Source organism: Streptomyces sp. NPDC054765 (assembly GCF_053612065.1).
Genome location: NZ_JBSHBP010000016.1, coordinates 43,671 through 60,327, shown reverse-complemented (window position 1 = coordinate 60,327; position 16,657 = coordinate 43,671). Strand labels below are relative to the sequence as shown.

The 16,657-nt window shown below is 69.8% G+C and carries 15 protein-coding genes and 1 pseudogene; 8 read left to right on the top strand and 8 right to left on the bottom strand.

Features of this window, described 5'->3' with window-relative positions; genetic code table 11:
- Nucleotides 1-162: 162 nt before the first annotated feature.
- Both ACWGJY_RS13210 and ACWGJY_RS13205 read left to right on the top strand, forming a co-directional pair.
- Entirely contained in the window at nt 163-1,389 is a 1,227-nt protein-coding gene (locus tag ACWGJY_RS13210; protein WP_453260886.1) for an acyl-CoA dehydrogenase family protein, read from the top strand.
- 345 nt (nt 1,390-1,734) lie between these two features.
- Complete coding sequence (locus tag ACWGJY_RS13205) at nt 1,735-2,268, top strand: hypothetical protein (RefSeq protein ID WP_453260885.1); 534 nt, start codon at nt 1,735-1,737, stop codon at nt 2,266-2,268.
- A gap of 429 nt (nt 2,269-2,697) precedes the next feature.
- On the opposite strand, the gene ACWGJY_RS13200 is transcribed toward ACWGJY_RS13205, so the two are convergent.
- From ACWGJY_RS13200 to ACWGJY_RS13185, 4 genes and pseudogenes are all read right to left on the bottom strand, one after another.
- Nucleotides 2,698-3,831, bottom strand: coding sequence for an epoxide hydrolase family protein (locus tag ACWGJY_RS13200; protein WP_453260884.1), 1,134 nt, complete (start codon nt 3,829-3,831; stop codon nt 2,698-2,700).
- Nucleotides 3,832-3,854: 23 nt separating this feature from the next.
- Complete coding sequence (locus tag ACWGJY_RS13195) at nt 3,855-5,111, bottom strand: MFS transporter (protein ID WP_453260883.1); 1,257 nt, start codon at nt 5,109-5,111, stop codon at nt 3,855-3,857.
- Nucleotides 5,108-5,710 carry a TetR/AcrR family transcriptional regulator gene (locus ACWGJY_RS13190; RefSeq protein ID WP_453260882.1) on the bottom strand — a complete coding sequence of 201 codons (603 nt, stop codon included), beginning with the start codon at nt 5,708-5,710 and terminating at the stop codon, nt 5,108-5,110. Before ACWGJY_RS13190 ends, ACWGJY_RS13195 begins: the two co-directional genes overlap by 4 nt.
- A 309-nt stretch (nt 5,711-6,019) precedes the next feature.
- Nucleotides 6,020-6,420: pseudogene (locus tag ACWGJY_RS13185) on the bottom strand (site-specific integrase); the annotation flags it as partial.
- A gap of 745 nt (nt 6,421-7,165) precedes the next feature.
- Here ACWGJY_RS13185 and gcl point away from each other — a divergent pair.
- The gene (gene gcl, locus ACWGJY_RS13180; protein ID WP_453260881.1) at nt 7,166-8,947 is read left to right on the top strand and encodes a glyoxylate carboligase; all 1,782 of its coding nucleotides are present in this window, start codon (nt 7,166-7,168) and stop codon (nt 8,945-8,947) included.
- A gap of 271 nt (nt 8,948-9,218) precedes the next feature.
- Here the strand turns inward: gcl and ACWGJY_RS13175 are convergent, their stop codons facing one another.
- Entirely contained in the window at nt 9,219-9,824 is a 606-nt protein-coding gene (locus tag ACWGJY_RS13175) for an HD domain-containing protein (protein WP_453260880.1), read from the bottom strand.
- 26 nt (nt 9,825-9,850) lie between these two features.
- The gene (locus ACWGJY_RS13170) at nt 9,851-11,155 is read right to left on the bottom strand and encodes a cytochrome P450 (RefSeq protein WP_453260879.1); all 1,305 of its coding nucleotides are present in this window, start codon (nt 11,153-11,155) and stop codon (nt 9,851-9,853) included.
- 238 nt (nt 11,156-11,393) lie between these two features.
- Here ACWGJY_RS13170 and ACWGJY_RS13165 point away from each other — a divergent pair, with 238 nt between their 5' ends.
- The 5 genes from ACWGJY_RS13165 to ACWGJY_RS13145 all read left to right on the top strand — a co-directional run bounded on the left by ACWGJY_RS13165 (nt 11,394) and on the right by ACWGJY_RS13145 (nt 14,576).
- Complete coding sequence (locus ACWGJY_RS13165; RefSeq protein ID WP_453260878.1) at nt 11,394-11,621, top strand: hypothetical protein; 228 nt, start codon at nt 11,394-11,396, stop codon at nt 11,619-11,621.
- A 164-nt stretch (nt 11,622-11,785) separates the two neighbouring features.
- Nucleotides 11,786-11,959 carry a hypothetical protein gene (locus ACWGJY_RS13160; protein ID WP_453260877.1) on the top strand — a complete coding sequence of 58 codons (174 nt, stop codon included), beginning with the start codon at nt 11,786-11,788 and terminating at the stop codon, nt 11,957-11,959.
- Nucleotides 11,960-12,259: 300 nt separating this feature from the next.
- Nucleotides 12,260-13,783: an AlkA N-terminal domain-containing protein gene (locus tag ACWGJY_RS13155; RefSeq protein ID WP_453260876.1), complete on the top strand. Its 1,524-nt coding sequence runs from the start codon at nt 12,260-12,262 to the stop codon at nt 13,781-13,783.
- Nucleotides 13,780-14,292 carry a methylated-DNA--[protein]-cysteine S-methyltransferase gene (locus ACWGJY_RS13150; RefSeq protein WP_453260875.1) on the top strand — a complete coding sequence of 171 codons (513 nt, stop codon included), beginning with the start codon at nt 13,780-13,782 and terminating at the stop codon, nt 14,290-14,292. The genes ACWGJY_RS13155 and ACWGJY_RS13150 overlap by 4 nt, the downstream gene beginning before the upstream one ends.
- A complete protein-coding gene (locus ACWGJY_RS13145) occupies nt 14,184-14,576 on the top strand; it encodes a 2OG-Fe(II) oxygenase (protein ID WP_453260965.1) in 393 nt (130 codons plus the stop codon). Before ACWGJY_RS13150 ends, ACWGJY_RS13145 begins: the two co-directional genes overlap by 109 nt.
- Here the strand turns inward: ACWGJY_RS13145 and ACWGJY_RS13140 are convergent.
- Together ACWGJY_RS13140 and ACWGJY_RS13135 are read right to left on the bottom strand one after the other, a co-directional pair.
- On the bottom strand, nt 14,554-15,318 hold the full coding sequence (locus ACWGJY_RS13140; RefSeq protein ID WP_453260874.1) for an SDR family oxidoreductase: 765 nt from the start codon (nt 15,316-15,318) through the stop codon (nt 14,554-14,556). The two genes, ACWGJY_RS13145 and ACWGJY_RS13140, sit on opposite strands and share 23 nt — an antisense overlap.
- A gap of 203 nt (nt 15,319-15,521) precedes the next feature.
- Nucleotides 15,522-16,505, bottom strand: coding sequence for a ScbA/BarX family gamma-butyrolactone biosynthesis protein (locus ACWGJY_RS13135; protein ID WP_453260873.1), 984 nt, complete (start codon nt 16,503-16,505; stop codon nt 15,522-15,524).
- Between the last annotated feature and the right edge of the window lie 152 nt (nt 16,506-16,657).

Genomic DNA, 16,657 nt, shown 5'->3' with positions numbered 1-16,657 from the left:
GGTCGTGCTCCCCACCCTTGTGAATCTGTGGCGCTCGCGCAACGTAACACCCGTACTCCGCGATGAATTCGCCCCCCGGGGGAGTTGACATCCCTTACTGGCGAGTAACACACTGCACGTTACCGCTAGTAACATCGTCATGCGCGCAGCACTGGAGGGGACGTGGCCGAGTTCACCATGGAGCTCAACGACGAGCAGAAGGAAGTCCGTGACTGGGTTCACGGCTTCGCCGCGGACGTCATGCGCCCCGCCGCTGCCGAATGGGACGAGCGCGAGGAGACTCCCTGGCCGGTCATCCAGGAAGCCGCCAAGATCGGTCTGTACTCGCTGGATTTCTACGCCCAGCAGTTCTTCGACCCCACGGGCCTCGGCATCCCCATGTCCATGGAGGAACTCTTCTGGGGCGACGCCGGTATCGGCCTGTCGATCGTGGGCACCGGGCTCGCCGCCGTCGGCGTGCTCGCGAACGGTACCGAGGAACAGATCGGCACCTGGATCCCGCAGATGTACGGCGACGCCCACGATGTCAAGGTCGCCGCCTTCTGTTCGTCGGAGCCGGACGCCGGCTCGGATGTCGCGGCGATGCGTACCCGCGCCGTCTACGACGAGGCCAAGGACGAATGGGTGCTCAACGGCACCAAGACCTGGGCCACCAACGGCGGCATCGCCAATGTCCATGTCGTCGTCGCGGCCGTCGACCCCGGCCTCGGCTCCAAGGGCCATGCCTCCTTCATCGTCCCCCCGGGCACTCCGGGCCTCTCCCAGGGACAGAAGTTCAAGAAGCACGGCATCCGCGCCTCGCACACCGCCGAGGTCGTCCTGGAAAACGTCCGGGTGCCCGGCCACTGCCTGCTCGGCGGCAAGGAGAAGCTCGACGAGCGCCTCGCCCGCGCCCGCGAGAAGGCCAGGAGCGGTGGCGAGCGCGTGAAGAACGCAGCCATGGCCACCTTCGAGGCCTCCCGCCCCGCCGTCGGCGCGATGGCCGTCGGCACCGCCCGCGCGGCCTATGAAGAGGCCCTGGAGTACGCCAAAACCCGCTCCCAGTTCGGCCGCCCGATCATCGACAACCAGGGCGTGGCCTTCCAGCTCGCCGATATGCGCACCCAGATCGACGCCGCCCGCCTGCTGGTCTGGCGCGCCTCCTGGATGGCGGTGGCCGGCAAGCCGTTCACCTCCGCCGAGGGTTCCATGTCGAAGCTCTTCGCCAGCGAGGTCGCCAAAAAGGTCACCGCCCAGGCCGTACAGATCCTCGGCGGCAACGGCTTCACCCGCGAATACCCGGTCGAGCGGATGCACCGTGACGCCGCCATTTACACCATTTTCGAGGGCACCAGCGAGATCCAGCGACTGGTGATCGCCCGCACGGTTTCGGGGATGCCGATCCGCTAGGACGGCAGCGATTCAGGAACCCATTGGCCGCCGACACACCTCGGGCCGGCCCAAGCTCGGCCCATAGCGGTAGACCCCACCCGAGAAGGATGCCGTTGGTCAATTCGCCCCGTCGAGTTGCTGACCGGCGGGGCGAGGTGCCGGCCGGGCTCCGGCCCTGGCCCCGGCCCAGGCACCGAGCCGGCCCAGGCACCGAGCCGGCCCAGGCACCGAGCCGGCCCAGGCACCGAGCCGGCCCAGGATCGCGGCTGTCACCGTCTTGTCACAGCCGGCGGTCGGTGAAACCCCTGCCTGCGGTCCGGTATCTCTCTTGGCGTCAGCAGACCTTCGTAGCAGAGGATGTTCATGAATCATCGTTACGTCTCGGCCGCCGTCGTCCTCGCCTCCGCCGCCGCGCTCCTCGGCACCGCGTGCGGGTCTTCCAGCGCCAGCCCGAACGCGGCAGGAAGCACCACGGCCGTGTCCACCAAGGCCGGTTCGGCCACCCGCGGTCCGAGTGCGGTCACCGCCACCCACGCACAGGCCAGGACCACGGGGGCCACGGCCTGGGAACCGTGCCACCTGCCCGCGGGGTACCAGCACTTCTTCAAGCTGGACTCCGCCAAGAACGTCCACGGCAACACCGTCGTGCGCGTCACCCCGGAGACGTGCAAGGTGAACACGCAGAACGACGAGGACGTCGTCTACGCCCCGAGTGGAGCGGCCCGGTCGTTCGTCTTCGCGTCAGGTGCCTCCGTCAAGGTCCTCAGCGACACCACGACCGTGAAGGTCACCCCGAAGTGGCTGGTGAACCACAAGCTCGCCAACAGCCCGCACTTCTATTACCGCGTCAACGGCCAGAGCCAGATCACTGCCATGCAGGAGATCTACCACCCGTAGCGGAATGAGTCTGTTTTCAACGGCCGCAGGCGACCAAGGGACGTTGTTCTTGGCGTCGGTGGTCCGGTGGTCCGGTGGTCCGGTGGTCCATTGGTCCGGTGGTCCGGTGGTCCGGTGGTCCATTGGTCCGGTGGTGACAGATGCGCTCGGCGGCGGGGGCGAGGAGTCGTTGTCCGTGCGGGAGAAGGCTCCAGCCGGTGTCCTGCCACCGGCCTACCGACGGAAGATCAAGGTGCAGGCCAACCTCCAGGAGGGCCGCCACGCGCGCGCACGGAAGATCTTCCATGGCAAGGCCGGTACTCCTTCCAGCCCCCGATCTGCCCGGTGGCCTGCGGCCCCTGCGGGATCCGGAGGCCGACGACGACCGGTAAGCCGATCGGCTCCGGCGCGTTGGTGCTGAGGCTCAAGAACTCTCACGGGTCCAGGTGTTCACCGGTGTGCGCGGAAGAACTCGGTGAGGTCGTGCGCGAGGAGCTCGGGTTCTTCGTGGGCGGCGAAGTGTCCGCCACGGGGCATGCGGGTGTACCTCCTGATGTTGTACGTGCGCTCGGCCCAGCTGCGGGGCGGCTGGGTGAGGTCGGCCGGGAACAGGGCGAGGGCCGTGGGCACGTCTACCCGCTCCACCCGCCTCGTCAGCCGCTGGGCGTATTCGTAGTAGGGCCGGAAGGAGGTCGAGATGGTGTGGGTGAACCAGTAGAGCGACGCCTGCGTGAGGAGGAAGTCGTCGCTGAACCGGGACGACAGGTCACCACCGCAATCGCTCCACGCACGGTACTTCTCGACGATCCAGGCAAGCAGCCCGGTCGGCGAGTCGGCCAGACCATAGCTCAGCGTGAGCGGGCGGGTGCTCTGTTCGTGCAGGTACCCGCCCTCTTCCGCGGACCACCCCGCGACGGAATCGAGGTACTCCTGCTCCTCTGGGGTGACACCGGCCGCGTCGTAGGCGACCGGACTGGCGATCGCCATCAGATGGATGCCCACCACGGTCTCGGGGTGAGCCTCGCCGAGCCGGGAGGTGATGCCGGCACCCAGGTCGCCCCCGTGCGCGGCGTAGCGGGCGAAGCCGAGTTCGTCGTGCATGAGCCGGTGCCAGATCTCATGTGTCTGCAGCTGCTTCGCGAGCGAGGGCCGCTGAGGTGAGAAGGCGAATCCGGGCAGCGAGGGGACGATGACAGTGAACGCGTCGGCGGCGTCACCTCCGTACCGCGAAGGCGTGGCCAGCCGGCGGGCGAGGGTGGTCAGTTCGAGGAAGGAACTGGGCCACCCGTTGGTCAGGACGATCGGCAGGGAGCCGGGGCGTTCGCCGTCGAAGCGCAGGTAGTGGACGGGGGTTCCGTCGAGGTCTGCGAGGTGAGACGGCAGGGCGTTGATGGTGGCTTCGTGGGTACGCCAGTCGTAGTCGCAGGCCCAGTAAGTGACGAGGCGTCGTAGTTCGCCGGAGTCGGTGCCGGCCTCCCAGCCGGTGGCGGGCCAGGGGGTCGGCCAGCGTGTGTTGAGCAGCCGTGAGCGCAGCTCGTTCAGCTCGGCCTCGGGGACGGCGATCACGGGCGCGTGGCGGGGCATAGGAGTCTCCAAGGTTTTGTGTCTTACATGACAGCGGTGCGTGCCTGGGCGTCGGAGCCGCTCTGCGCGTGCTTCTCGGGGGACCGGCGGGCGGTACCTGCTATCACAGCGGACAGGGCCATGAGGATGGCGATGACGAGCAGGGCGTGCCCGACGGTGGTCTGGTTTGCGAGGAATCCGATGAGGGGTGGTCCGCCGACGAAGCCGCAGTATCCGATAGAGGTGATGACGCTGACGCGGCCGGCGGTACGAGCGGGCTCGTCGGCCCCGGCACTCATGCTGATCGGAAAGCCGAGCGCCGCACCCATCCCCCAGAGCAGACTTCCCGCGAACGCCGGTCCAGTGGACGGCCCAAGCGCGAAAAGGGCGACGCCGGTGGCGGTGACGGCGGCGGCTGTCCGAAGGACAGTGACCCGTCCGAACCGGTGGAGGACCACTGGACCGAGCCAGCGGCCGGCGGTGAGCGCGGTGAGGAACGAGGCGTACGCCAGCGTGCCGATCGTGGCGGTGACGTGGTGACGGTCGATGACCGAGACGCTGACCCAGTTACTGCCCGCCCCTTCCGCGACCGCGAAGGCCAGTGCGACGAGCCCGACCGCCACGGTGCGCGGTTCTCGCCACGCGCCCAGACCCGAGCGGGACATTTTCACCGGCGGTGGCACTGCGACGGGGCGCGCGGCGTGCTCAGGAAGGAAGTGCCGTGTCACCGCGGGTATCGCCCCGCCGATGACCGCTGCGACCACGGCCACATGGATGCTTACCGGGACCCGCAGCGCGGTCATCGGCACACTGACCGCGGCACCGGCGACCGTACCGAGGCTGAACGCGGCAAAGAAGCGTGGCATGACGGGACGGCCGAGCTGCCGTTCGACGGACGCGGCGTGCACGGTCATCGCGACATCCCAGAAGCCCGTAGCCGCGCCGAGCGCGAACAGTCCGGCCACCAGCACGGATGGTGAAAAGGTGTATCCGAGTGCGATGACGCCGAGGCTCGCGCTGACGAGCAGTGCCACGGCGGTGATGGCCCGGCGGGGGCCGATGCGTGTGACGACAGGTCCCGACAGGGGCAGCACGATCGCGCCGCCGACGGCGATGGTGAGCAGCAGGAGTCCCAGTGATGCCGGGTCAAGGTGCAGCTGCGTGCGGATCTGGGGAAGCCGGGAGGACCACGTCGATCCGGCGAGCCCCAGACCGGCGAAGACCGCGTAGGTTGCCCTCGCACCGGCCGTCACCTCTCGTGCCGTTGGCGCCGTCGAGGCGGCTGCAGACGCTCTGGTCACGATCCCGTCCGGCCGGCTGGGCCGAGAGTCTGGTCGATCGCGTCCCGTGTCCTCTCGCGCGACTCCGGCGCGGTGGTGAGCAGAGCATGCATGATCATTCCCTCAAGCAGGGCATCCAGACGGGCGGCGCTGTCCGGGCCGGTGAAACGGGCCAGAACGGTGCGGCTGTCCTCCGTCCATTCCTGCGTCAGGGCTCGCAGTCCGGGGTTGCGGAGGGCCGCCAGGTGCAGCTCGAAGCCGAGGACCGCACTGCGGTGCCTGGCAGGACCTCCGTGGACGAGATCGACCAGGACCTCCACGAATTGCTCGTGCGTCTCGACGCCCTGGAACAAGTTCTCGAACACCGCGGACTGCAGCTCGACATGCCGGGCGAACGCCTGCGTCTGGAGATCGGTCAAGCTGGCGAAGTGATAGGTGATCGACCCGAGCGGTACGCCGGCCCGGGCAGCGATGTGCCGATGCGTCGTCCCGGCCACCCCGTGATCCGCAATGACGTCGAGAGTGGCGTCCAGGATGTGCGTCTTCCGGCCGGGGTCGTGGCGACGGGTCCGCCGCCCACCCCCCGATCCACCGGAGGCCCGGCGCTCACCGCCGACCACTTCCTTGGTCGTTTCCCCTTCGGGAGGCTCCGCCCGCGGCGGTTCGATGTGCTGCAGGCGTACAAACGTACAAGCCTTAAGAACAGATGTACAAATCAATGGGTGCCGGCCACCACGCCGCGGCTCACACCTGTACCTTCGGCATACACGCAACCGGCCGCTCGCCATGGTCTGCGGTCCGGCCGGCTCCCCTCACGCCCGCCTCAGCCCCGCCTGGCGAAGGAAGCACTGCGACTTCCGGTTGCGCGCACTCGACATCCACATCGGCAGCCACCACACGATCCATGCTCCGCCGGCGGCCGCCCCGGATCAGCGCCTGCTGTCACCCGGCGCAAGCAGGCTGGTGACTTCGGCGATCGCCTCCGGGGAGGGAGGGAAGTGCTTCCGTACGTTCTCGGGCTTCTTGTGCCGGGACTTCGCCATCAGCATCAGCAGGCTCGCCGCCGCCTCGCCGAGGTGCGTGAGCCCGGAATGCCGCCACTCGTGCAGATCCCGACCCGTGCCGCTTTGCCGCCGAGGGCGGTGTGCTCGTCCAGCAACATGCGGGCCTGCCCGTACGACAGCCGGACCGGCCCGGTGTCCGGGCACACGTCGCGCGGCGCGAGGACCTTTGCCGGGCCCGGCTTGCGGTGGGTGACGAACACCGGCCCGCGGGTACGGCCCTTGTCCCTGATCTGCCCAAGGGCACGAGGCCGGCACCGGCAGATGCCGCGCCGGCCCCGCCCCTCGGGTCACTTGTGAATGAGAGCACCGGTGCGGCGCTCTTCCCGCTTGACGGGCACAGGCTTGATCTCGATCTCGCGCATGATGGACACCTCCTTCGGCCTCCGTTTGCGTACGCTGCCCAAATGTCCCCCTCACTTCCCAAGGGACGAGGGTATAGCCCAACGGCCCGTCAGCGGACCGCAATTGCCCCGAAAACCGGCGCCCGCAGGACAATCCAGCGATCTTGACTGACAGGCACTGGGGGCAGACGCGCCCACGTCGCCGCGACGCCTTGGTGCCCGTCCTGCCGCCCCACCCGCTGTCCTGAACGACGAGCCGCCGGGCTTTCGCATGGCCCGTCGGACAGGCCTTAGAAGTGGCCTCGGCGGGTGGTTGGCCCATGGGGTGTGGGTGGCGCTCTCGCGTCGATGTCACTTGCCCGCCCACTCGGGTCGAGCCGGCCGAATGGCGAGCCCGTAGACCGCCGCGCCCGCGCCCCGCCCCTCCTCTCGCACGCCCGCCCCCTCGCCCCCTCGCACGCTCGCCCCCTCGCGCCGCCGCGTCACCGCCCTGTGTCCACCTCCCCGCGCGGTCATCCCGGCATCGGACGCCACGCCTGCCCTTGACGGGCGGATCGCTGCGTTCTACCTTCCTTCCACAAAGCAAAACATTAGTTCCATGATGCGGAATTACACCTCCCTCCGGCCTTCGTCGGAGCTTGCCCGTGACAGGTCGACGCAGGAGTACTCGATGCCTCGAATGACAGCCGCTCGCGCCGCCGTGGAGATCCTCAAGCGTGAGGGCGTGACGCACGCCTTCGGAGTGCCGGGTGCCGCGATCAATCCCTTCTACGCGGCGCTCACGGGCGCAGGCGGGATCGATCACACGCTGGCCCGCCATGTCGAGGGCGCCTCACACATGGCCGAGGGCTACACCCGGACCCACCCGGGCAACATCGGCGTCTGCATCGGCACGTCCGGCCCGGCCGGCACGGACATGATCACCGGCCTCTACTCCGCGATCGGTGACTCGATCCCGATCCTGTGCATTACCGGCCAGGCGCCTACCGCGGTGATCCAGAAAGAGGACTTCCAGGCCGTCGACATCGCCTCGATCGCCAAGCCGGTCACCAAGGCCGCCACCACGGTGATGGAGGCCGCGCAGGTCCCCGGCGTCTTCCAGCAGGCGTTCCATCTGATGCGCTCCGGGCGGCCGGGCCCGGTCCTGGTCGACCTGCCGGTCGATGTGCAGCTGACCGAGATCGACTTCGACCCCGAAACGTACGAGCCGCTGCCGGCCTTCAAGCCGGCCGCGACCCGCGCCCAGGTGGAGAAGGCGCTCACGCTGCTCAACGCGTCGGAGCGCCCGCTGATCGTCGCCGGTGGCGGCATCATCAACGCCGACGCCTGTGCGCTGCTGGCCGAGTTCGCCGAGCTGACCGGCACCCCGGTCATCCCCACCCTGATGGGCTGGGGCATCCTCGCCGACGACCACGAACTCAACGCCGGGATGGTCGGCCTGCAGACCTCACACCGCTACGGCAACGCCAACTTCCTGGAGTCCGACTTCGTCCTCGGGATCGGCAACCGCTGGGCCAACCGCCACACCGGCAAGCTGGACGTCTACACCCGGGGCCGCAAGTTCGTCCACGTCGATATCGAGCCGACCCAGATCGGCAAGATCTTCGCCCCGGACTACGGCATCGCCTCGGACGCCAAGGCCGCACTGGAGCTGTTCGTCGAGGTGGCCAAGGAGCTCAAGACCGCCGGAAAGCTCCCCGACCGCAGTGACTGGGCCGCCGCCACGCAGGTGCGCAAGGCTCAGCTCCAGCGCCGTACGCACTTCGACAACGTCCCGATGAAGCCGCAGCGCGTCTACGAGGAGATGAACAAGGCCTTCGGTCCGGAGACCCGCTATGTCACCACCATCGGCCTCTCCCAGATCGCCGGCGCGCAGATGCTGCACGTCTACCAGCCGCGACACTGGATCAACTGCGGCCAGGCGGGCCCGCTCGGCTGGACCATCCCGGCCGCACTGGGTGTCGCCACCGCCGACCCGGAGACGCCGGTCGTCGCGCTCTCCGGTGACTACGACTTCCAGTTCATGATCGAGGAGCTGGCCGTCGGCGCCCAGCACCAGATCCCGTACATCCATGTCCTGGTGAACAACGCCTACTTGGGGCTGATCCGCCAGGCCCAGCGCAATCTCGACATCAACTTCCAGGTCAACCTGGAGTTCGAGAACATCAACGCGCCGGAGCTGGGCGTCTACGGCGTGGACCACATCAAGGTCGTCGAGGGGCTGGGCTGCAAGGCCATCCGCGTCACCGACCCGAGCGAGCTGGGCGCGGCCTTCGAAGAGGCCAAGAAGCTGGCCGCCGAGCATCGTGTTCCCGTCGTTGTCGAGGCCATTCTCGAGCGGATCACCAATATCTCGATGAGTGGCAGTGATATCGCCGGCGTCAACGAGTGGGAGGACATCGCCACCGAGCCGGGCCATGCACCCACCGCGATCAAGCCGCTCAAGGTCTGACATCGACATCGGTTCCGGCCTGGAGTGCAAGCCCGGGGAGGGGCCGAGCGCGGGCGCCTTCGCCGCCGCGGCGTCGAACGCGTCGCCTGGCGGAACAGGCCCCCGTCGTTCACCGTTCACCGTTCACGTGGGTGTCGGGGGGTGTCGGGGGTGTGGGGGCGTGGGTGTGGGTGTGGAAGAAAGCCGCCCCATGCCGTCCCGGCCGGGCTCCCCCGTCTGGCCGGGGTTTCCTCTTGCCAGGTGGCCTCCTGCCGTTGTCCGCCGTTGTCCGCTATGCGCCGTACGCATCCAGCGGGTTGGCGGCGATCCGCTCGGCGAGGTGGTGGCGGACCGAGTCCGCGGCGGAGCTGTCCGGTTTGCGCTCTGCCTGGCTCCGGAAGCAGGCGAGGAACTCCTCACCGAGGCCGAGGCGCGGGTACCGTTCCAGGACTTCGGCGCGGAGCTGCGCCGGCAGCGCGTCGGGACGCCGCCCGGAGATGTCCAAGGAGGTGGAGAAGACGAGCAGGTGTGCCTCCGGGTCCATCGCGACATCCACCGCGTCCCACATGTGCCGGACGATGACCTCGGACGCGCGCACCCGCCGCTCCTGGGGCCACCCGGCGCCCGCCGCGAACACCCACGCCACATGGCCACCCGCCTCGTCGAACGGCACGGTGTGGCTGTCGAACTCCTTCACCAGCCCGATGTCGTGGAACATGGCGGCCACATAGAGGAGTTCCGGATCGAAGGCGATGTCGTTGGCCGACGCGTAGCCGGCCGCCCAGAGGTATGCCCGCAGGGAATGGTTCAGCAGCGCGGGTGAGCAGTAGGCGGTCGCCACCTCCAGTGCGGCACGGCAGGCGCGGGATTCGGGGATCACGAGGTCGTCCATGGTCATGGCCTCGATTGTCGCGTACGGCCCGATCAGCGGTCGAGGAGCACCGGAAGGCTCGCCAGACCGTGCATCAGGCGCGTGCGCCGCCAGTCCAGGGCATCCCAACTGTCCACCGCCGGACGGATGCCGGGAAAACGCGTCAGCAACACCTCGAAGGCGATCCGGGCCTCGACACGGGCCAACGGAGCGCCGAGGCAGTGGTGCGGTCCGTGCCCGAACGAGAGATGTCCAGCCGGGCGATCGGGACCCGCGGGGCCCTCGGGACATTCAGGACCCTTGAGGCCCTCGGGTTGCCGAGGGTGCCGGTGACCGTTCGGATGCTCGGGGTGGTTCGGAGAGACGGGACGGCCGTGGCGCGCCGGGCGGCGGTGACGGTCCAGCCGTACCTCGTCCGGCGCGGGGAACTGCGCCGGGTCGCGGTTGGCGGCACCGGGAGAGACGAGAACCACCTCCCCGGCGCCGATCCGGACGCCGCCGAGTTCGATCGGTTCGGTGGCAAAACGGAAGGTCGCGAGGGTGATCGGGGCGTCGTGGCGCAGAAATTCCTCGACCGCGGCGGGCAGCAGACCCGGATCGGCCCGGAGACGGCGGCGCAGTGCCCCGTCCCGGAGCAGGGCCAGCATGCCGTTGCCGATGAGATGTGTCGTCGTCTCGTGACCTGCGACCACCAACAGCACGGCCAGTGAGACGAGTTCGGACTCGGACAGCCGGTCCGTCTCGTCCCGGGCGGCGATCAGACCGCTGAGGACGTCCTCCCCGGGATCCGCACGCCGGGCCGCGATCAACCGTGTCATGTAGTCGCTGAGGGCGTGTGAGGCGCGGTCCACGGTGTCCGGGGCCGAGGCGGCGAACAGGTCATCGGACCAGTGCCGTACCGCCGCACGGTCCGGCTCAGGCACCCCCAGCAGCTCGCTGATCACTGCGATCGGCAGCGGCACCGCGAACTCCTCGACCAGGTCCGCCGACCCGCGCGCGGCAAGTGCGTCGGCCAGCTCCTCCGCGATCACGCGGATACGGGGCTCCAGCCGTGCAACGGCCGCCGGGGTGAACGCCTTCATCGCCAGCTTCCGTAGCCGGCCGTGGTGCGGCGGGTCGGTGGCGAGCATGGTGCGGCTGACGGCCGGGGCCAGATTGCGGTTGCCGGGCCGGTCGGCGAAGTAGCGGGCGGTGTCCTTCGACAGCCGCGCATCCGCCAGCGCCGTCCGCGCCTCCGCCCATCCGGTCACGACCCATGTCGTACGGCCGTTGCCCGTCGGTACCTGCTGCACGGGGCCGCGCGACCGCAAGGCGGCGAGCAGCGGATACGGGTCCCGGGAGAACTCGGCTGAGTCCATGGGGTTGTTCACGGTCGGCCTCATGCTCTTCGTCGCGAAGGTCGGTCCCGGGGCCTCACGGAGCGGCGGCCCGCTCTGTGCCCCGCCACCCGGCCAGCCTAGTGAATGCGGCTGACCGCAAGGATTGATACCCACGACGGCTGTCGAAAGGATCGATACCCACGACGGCCGTCGAAGGATTGATGCTCACGGCGGCTGTCGAAATGCGCGAGTGCGGTGCCCGGCGCACGCTGGATGCATGACCGAGCATCCGCCTGTCATCGTGCACCCGCCGACGCCCTCCGGTGGCCGACGGGTGACCGTACGTGGGCAGATCGTCGGCCTGGCCCATGGCCGTGGTGATGTTGCCGAATTCCTCCGCCGCGCGGGCGTGGCCGGCCCGGCCGAGGACATCGCGCTGGACGATCCCCGGCTCGTCGAATGGCGCGGAGGCTCGCTGGACGACTGGCCGATACCGCCGGCCTGACGGGGCGAGCCGTGCCGCTGGAGGCCGCCTTTCACCGCCCCTCGGCCCACCCGTAGTGCCGTACGCCCGCGGAGTCGAGTGGCCGTGGCGGAAGACGTGCGCTGACGAACAGCGGGCGAAGGGCTGCCCGTTCGTGAATTGTGGCAGGAAGGCGGGAGTACGGCGTGAGCCGCAGCGGGGACGGCGGCCAGGGCGACGACGGTTCGGACAGCGGCAGCTCGTCGTCGAGCGGCCGGACGTCGAGGCCCCTGGACTGGAGCGTCTTGCTGAGGGCCATGCGCTGGGAGACGTTCGCGCTGGTCCTGATCCTGGTGGTGCTGGCTGCGGCAGCGTCCTAGCCTGGCGAGAGTCCGAATCGGCGGGCTGCCGGTTCGGACTCCTGGCCCGGTCCGGTCTGCGCAGGTTTGAGCAGGTCTTCTCTGGCCTTCTCGGCCTTCTCCGGTCCTCTCCGGTCCTCTCCGGTCCGCTTTCATGGAACTGCGCCTGCACTCCGGGGACTTCGAACCCTGGGTCGCAGCCGAGTCCGACCCGGCCGGGCCCCGTGACCCGTTCCGCCGCGCCCCGGGCACTTCGGGGCCCCGAACGCGCCGTCCGATTTCCGCCAGCGCTGCCGCCTGGCCTGCTGCACAGTGGACCGTGTGAGGCACGAGGACAGCAGGTACGAGGCGGTGCGCAGCAGGGACGCCAGGTTCGACGGCGCCTTCTTCTTCGCGGTGTCCACGACCGGCATCTACTGTCGGCCGAGCTGCCCCGCGACCACGCCCCGACGCCGGAATGTCGCTTTCTTTCCGACCACCGCGGCCGCCCAGGGCTCCGGTTTCCGCGCCTGCCGGCGCTGCCGCCCCGATGCGGTGCCCGGCTCCGCGGAGTGGAATGCCCGTGCCGATGTCGTCGGGCGGGCGATACGGCTGATCGGCGATGGCGTGGTCGACCGGGAAGGGGTCTCCGGACTGGCGGCCCGGCTCGGCTACAGCGCCCGCCAGGTGCAGCGGCAGCTCAACGCCGAGCTGGGCGCGGGCCCCGTGGCGCTGGCGCGGGCGCAGCGCGCCCACACCGCCCGGGTCCTGCTGCAGACCACCGGCCTGCAGGCGGCCGAGATCGCCTTTGCGGCCGGATTCGCCAGCGTGCGGCAGTTCAACGACACCATCAAGGAGATCTACGCGCTCACCCCGAGCGAGCTGCGCGCCGCCCGCCCCGGAAAGACGTCCCGGTTCGGCCCGGCGGCCCCGTATGCCACCCCCGGGGTGCTGCCGCTGCGGCTCGCCTTCCGCGGCCCGTACGCGGCACGGCAGCTCTTCGACCACCTCCAGCGGCGCGCGCTCAGCGGTATCGAGGAGGTCAGCGGGGAGCCCGGCGCCCGCACCTACCGGCGGACCCTGCGGCTGCCGAACGGCACCGGTATCGCCGAGGTCGACGAGGCGACCGGCGACGGCTGGCTGGACTGCCGGCTGCGCCTGACCGAGCTGCGCGATCTCACCACCGCCGGCCAGCGGGTGCGCCGCCTCTTCGATCTGGATGCCGACCCGTACGCGGTCGCCGAGCGGCTCGGCGAGAACCCCGTCCTGGCGCGGCTGGTGGCCGAGTGCCCCGGACTGCGCTCCCCGGGCGCTGCCGACCCGGACGAGCTCGCGGTCCGTGCCGTACTCGGCCGGCAGGTCTCGGTCGCGGCCGGCCGCACGCTCGGCGGCGCCCTGGTCGCCGCGTACGGAGAACCGCTGCCGGAGCCGACCGGTGCGCTCACCCACCTCTTCCCCCGCGCCGGCGACCTGGCGGGGGCCTCGCTCGCGGAACTCGGCATGCCCGCATCGCGGCGGATCACCCTGCGTACCCTCGGTTCCGCGCTCGCCGACGGCACCGTCACGCTGGACGCCGGCGCCGACCGGGACGAGGCCGAGCGCGCGCTGCTCGGGCTGCGCGGCATCGGCCCGTGGACCGCCGGCTACCTCCGGATGCGAGCCCTCGGGGACCCCGATGTGCTGCTGACCGGCGACGCGGCCGTACGGGCCGGAATGCGCCGGGCCGGGGCCCCGACGGACGGTCTGACGGCGCGGGCGGACGCCTGGCGCCCATGGCGCTCGTACGCCATGCACCACTTCTGGAACGTGCCGGCCACCGAGCCGGCGCACACCCGCCCCTCCATCACGGAAAGCACAGGACCATGACGCTCTACACCACCCTCGACAGCCCGCTGGGCGAACTCCTGCTGGTGGGCGAGGAATCGGCCACCGCACCGGGCGGTACCGCGCTCGCGTCGCTGACCGTGCCCGGCCAGAAGGGCGGTGCGACCGTCCAGGACGGCTGGACGTACGCCCCCGACGCCTTCGCCGGAATCGCCCGCCAACTGCGCGCCTACTTCGACGGGGAGCTGACCCGCTTCGGCATCGCCTGCAAACCCGCCCGGGGCACGGACTTCCAACAGCGCGTGTGGAAGGCCCTGGAGGCCGTTCCGTACGGCACCACGTCCACCTACGGCGCGATCGCCGCCGACATCGGGGCGGCACGGGGCGCGGTGCGCGCCGTCGGCACAGCGATCGGCGCGAACCCGCTGCTCGTCGTCCGGCCCTGCCACCGTGTGATCGCCGCGGACGGGTCCCTGTCGGGTTACGCGGGCGGGCCCGCCCGCAAGCGGCAACTCCTCGGCATCGAGGGCGTCGTGCCGGACGCCGGCTGAGCCCGCCCCTCGGACCACTACGGCTATTTCGCCGACCGCTGCCCCTCCAGGTCGCCATCGGCCTGGACCAGCAGGGCGCGGACTACCCGGGCGGTGAATTCCTGCTCGTCGAACAGCGGCCCCGCGCACAGTCCCGCGGCACCACCCACCCTCCTGCCGCCGGGCCGCCCTGGGCTTGGTCTTCCACGTCGCCTGGCATCGCCTGGCATCGCCTGACGGCGCCGAGACGCCGCGGCGGGCCCAGGCTTGTCCCCGGTGGGGTCAGAGCATCGAGCCACCCGTGACATCGAAGCGCTGGCCGGTGATCCAGCGGGAGTCGTCCGAGGCCAGGAACGCGGCGACGTCCGCGATGTCCGCGGGCCTGCCGAGCCGGTTGAACACGGAGATGGCGGCCAGCGCCGCATGTGCTTCGGGCGTCGCGCGCATCGCCGCGTTCATATCGGTCTCGACGAAGCCGGGGGAGATGGTGTTCACCGTGATCCCGCGTGCGCCGACGTCCTTGGCGAGGGTGCGCGTCAGGGTGTCCACGGCGCCCTTGGAGACGCCGTAGGCGATGGTCGAGGGGAACGCCGTACTCGTCACCGCCGACGAGATGTAGATGATGCGTCCGCCGTCCCGCATCCGGCGCAGACCATGCTGGGTCACGAAGAAGGGTGCCTTGGCGTTGACCGCGAGGGTGCGGTCGAAGTCCTCGGGCGTCACCTCGTCGATATGTCCCGGGATGCTGATCGCGGCGTTGTTGACGAGGATGTCGAGGCCGGGCTCCGCGCCGCAGTCCGCCAGTCCGTCGTCGAACGCGGCGAAGAGGGCTTCGGCATCACCGGGAACCCCCAGCTCCGCACCCACTATGAAGGCCCGGCCGCCCGCATTGCGGATGCTCTCGGCCGTTTCCTTGGCAGCGGTGTCATTGCTGCAGTAGTGGACGGCGACCAGCGCGCCGTCCTCGGCGAGGCGCTGGGCGATGCCCCGGCCGATGCCCCGGCTGGATCCCGTCACCAGCGCGGTCTTTCCCTGGAGGTCACCCATGATCGTTCTTTGGCCTTTCCTGTGCCTGTGGCGGGCGTGCTGCCGCCGGGGACTGTCGGTTGCTGTGCTGCGTTCGGCAGTCGGGAGCGGGCTGTCCATGCCTCAAGAGCCGCTGCTGCTCAGCACATGCGGTGGTGGATGACGCGCGGTGCGGTGGCTCGGGACGCGCTCCGCCCGGAAGTGCGTTCGTCGTGGCGGTGTGCTCAGCTCCGGGCGTCCGGCGCCGTCAGGGTGGACACGAACACCGGCTCTCCGCCCTGTGACCCGGTGACCTGGACCGTGGTGGTGCAGGGCAGCGCCGACGGGACACGGCGGGCCTCGATCACACAGGGGGTGTCATGCTCGGCGTAGCGGCGGAATTCGGTACCGAACGCGTACGGCACGAAGCCCTCGGGTGCGGTCAGGGCGTGGGCGGCCTGCTGTGCGGCATCGAGCAGCACCATGCCCGGGACGTGGTCGTTCGCCGGGTTCACCACCGCGGCATGGCCGGGCGCGACACGCAGCAGCCAGCGGTCGGGCCGGTCGGTGGGGGAGAGCAGGACATCGCTGTCGCCGACGCTGCCGGTCAGTTGGGGTGGGACCGGGGTCGGGAGCGGGCCGGCGGTGCGCCGCGCGGCGAGCCGCTCGCCACGGATCCTTCGGTAGGCGAGGGGCGAGGCGACCGTGACGCTGGAGTGGCCTGTCGCCACGATCCGGCCCGCCTTGCGGATCGTCATGTCGAAGCGGCCGCAGGTCATCGTGCCGGCCCGCATCCGCATCGTGCTGCAGGTGACGTCGATCGTCAGCGGAGTGGGCCCGCTGCCCACCGTGAGGTGTTCGGGGTGAGTGGTGTAGACGAGGTCCCCGAGGATGAAGTGGTGGCCGAGAGGTACGCCGAGTTCGGCGTGGGAGAGCAGCAACCCGGCCTGGCGGATGGTCTCGCCCGCGAGAATGAGATGGTGCCGCCCGCGGTTGGGGGTGAAATATCCGTGATCGTGCGGCCACTGGGCAGTCAACGAGAAGTGGGAGTCATCGAGGCGGCGCCACGAAGTGACCAGAATGTCGTCGACGAGGGGGCGGTGGACGAACTCCCGCCGGACGGAGGCGCCGAGGCGGGTCCGCGGTGTGCCGAGCTGCTTCCGGCTGAGCCGCAGCTGCTGCGGAGACCTGGGTTGAACCGTGCCGCTGACGTGCATCGTGTCGCTCATGACTGCCCCCAGGCGTCTCTACGGGATGAGGTACATCGCTGTTAAGATACGTACCATCCGGTTTTATTTTCAATGCCGGGCCGACGAAAAGGGGAAAGTAGCTGATCCAGCAGTGACTTGAGCGGTAGCTAACTGTTGCGGAACGTGAAGAC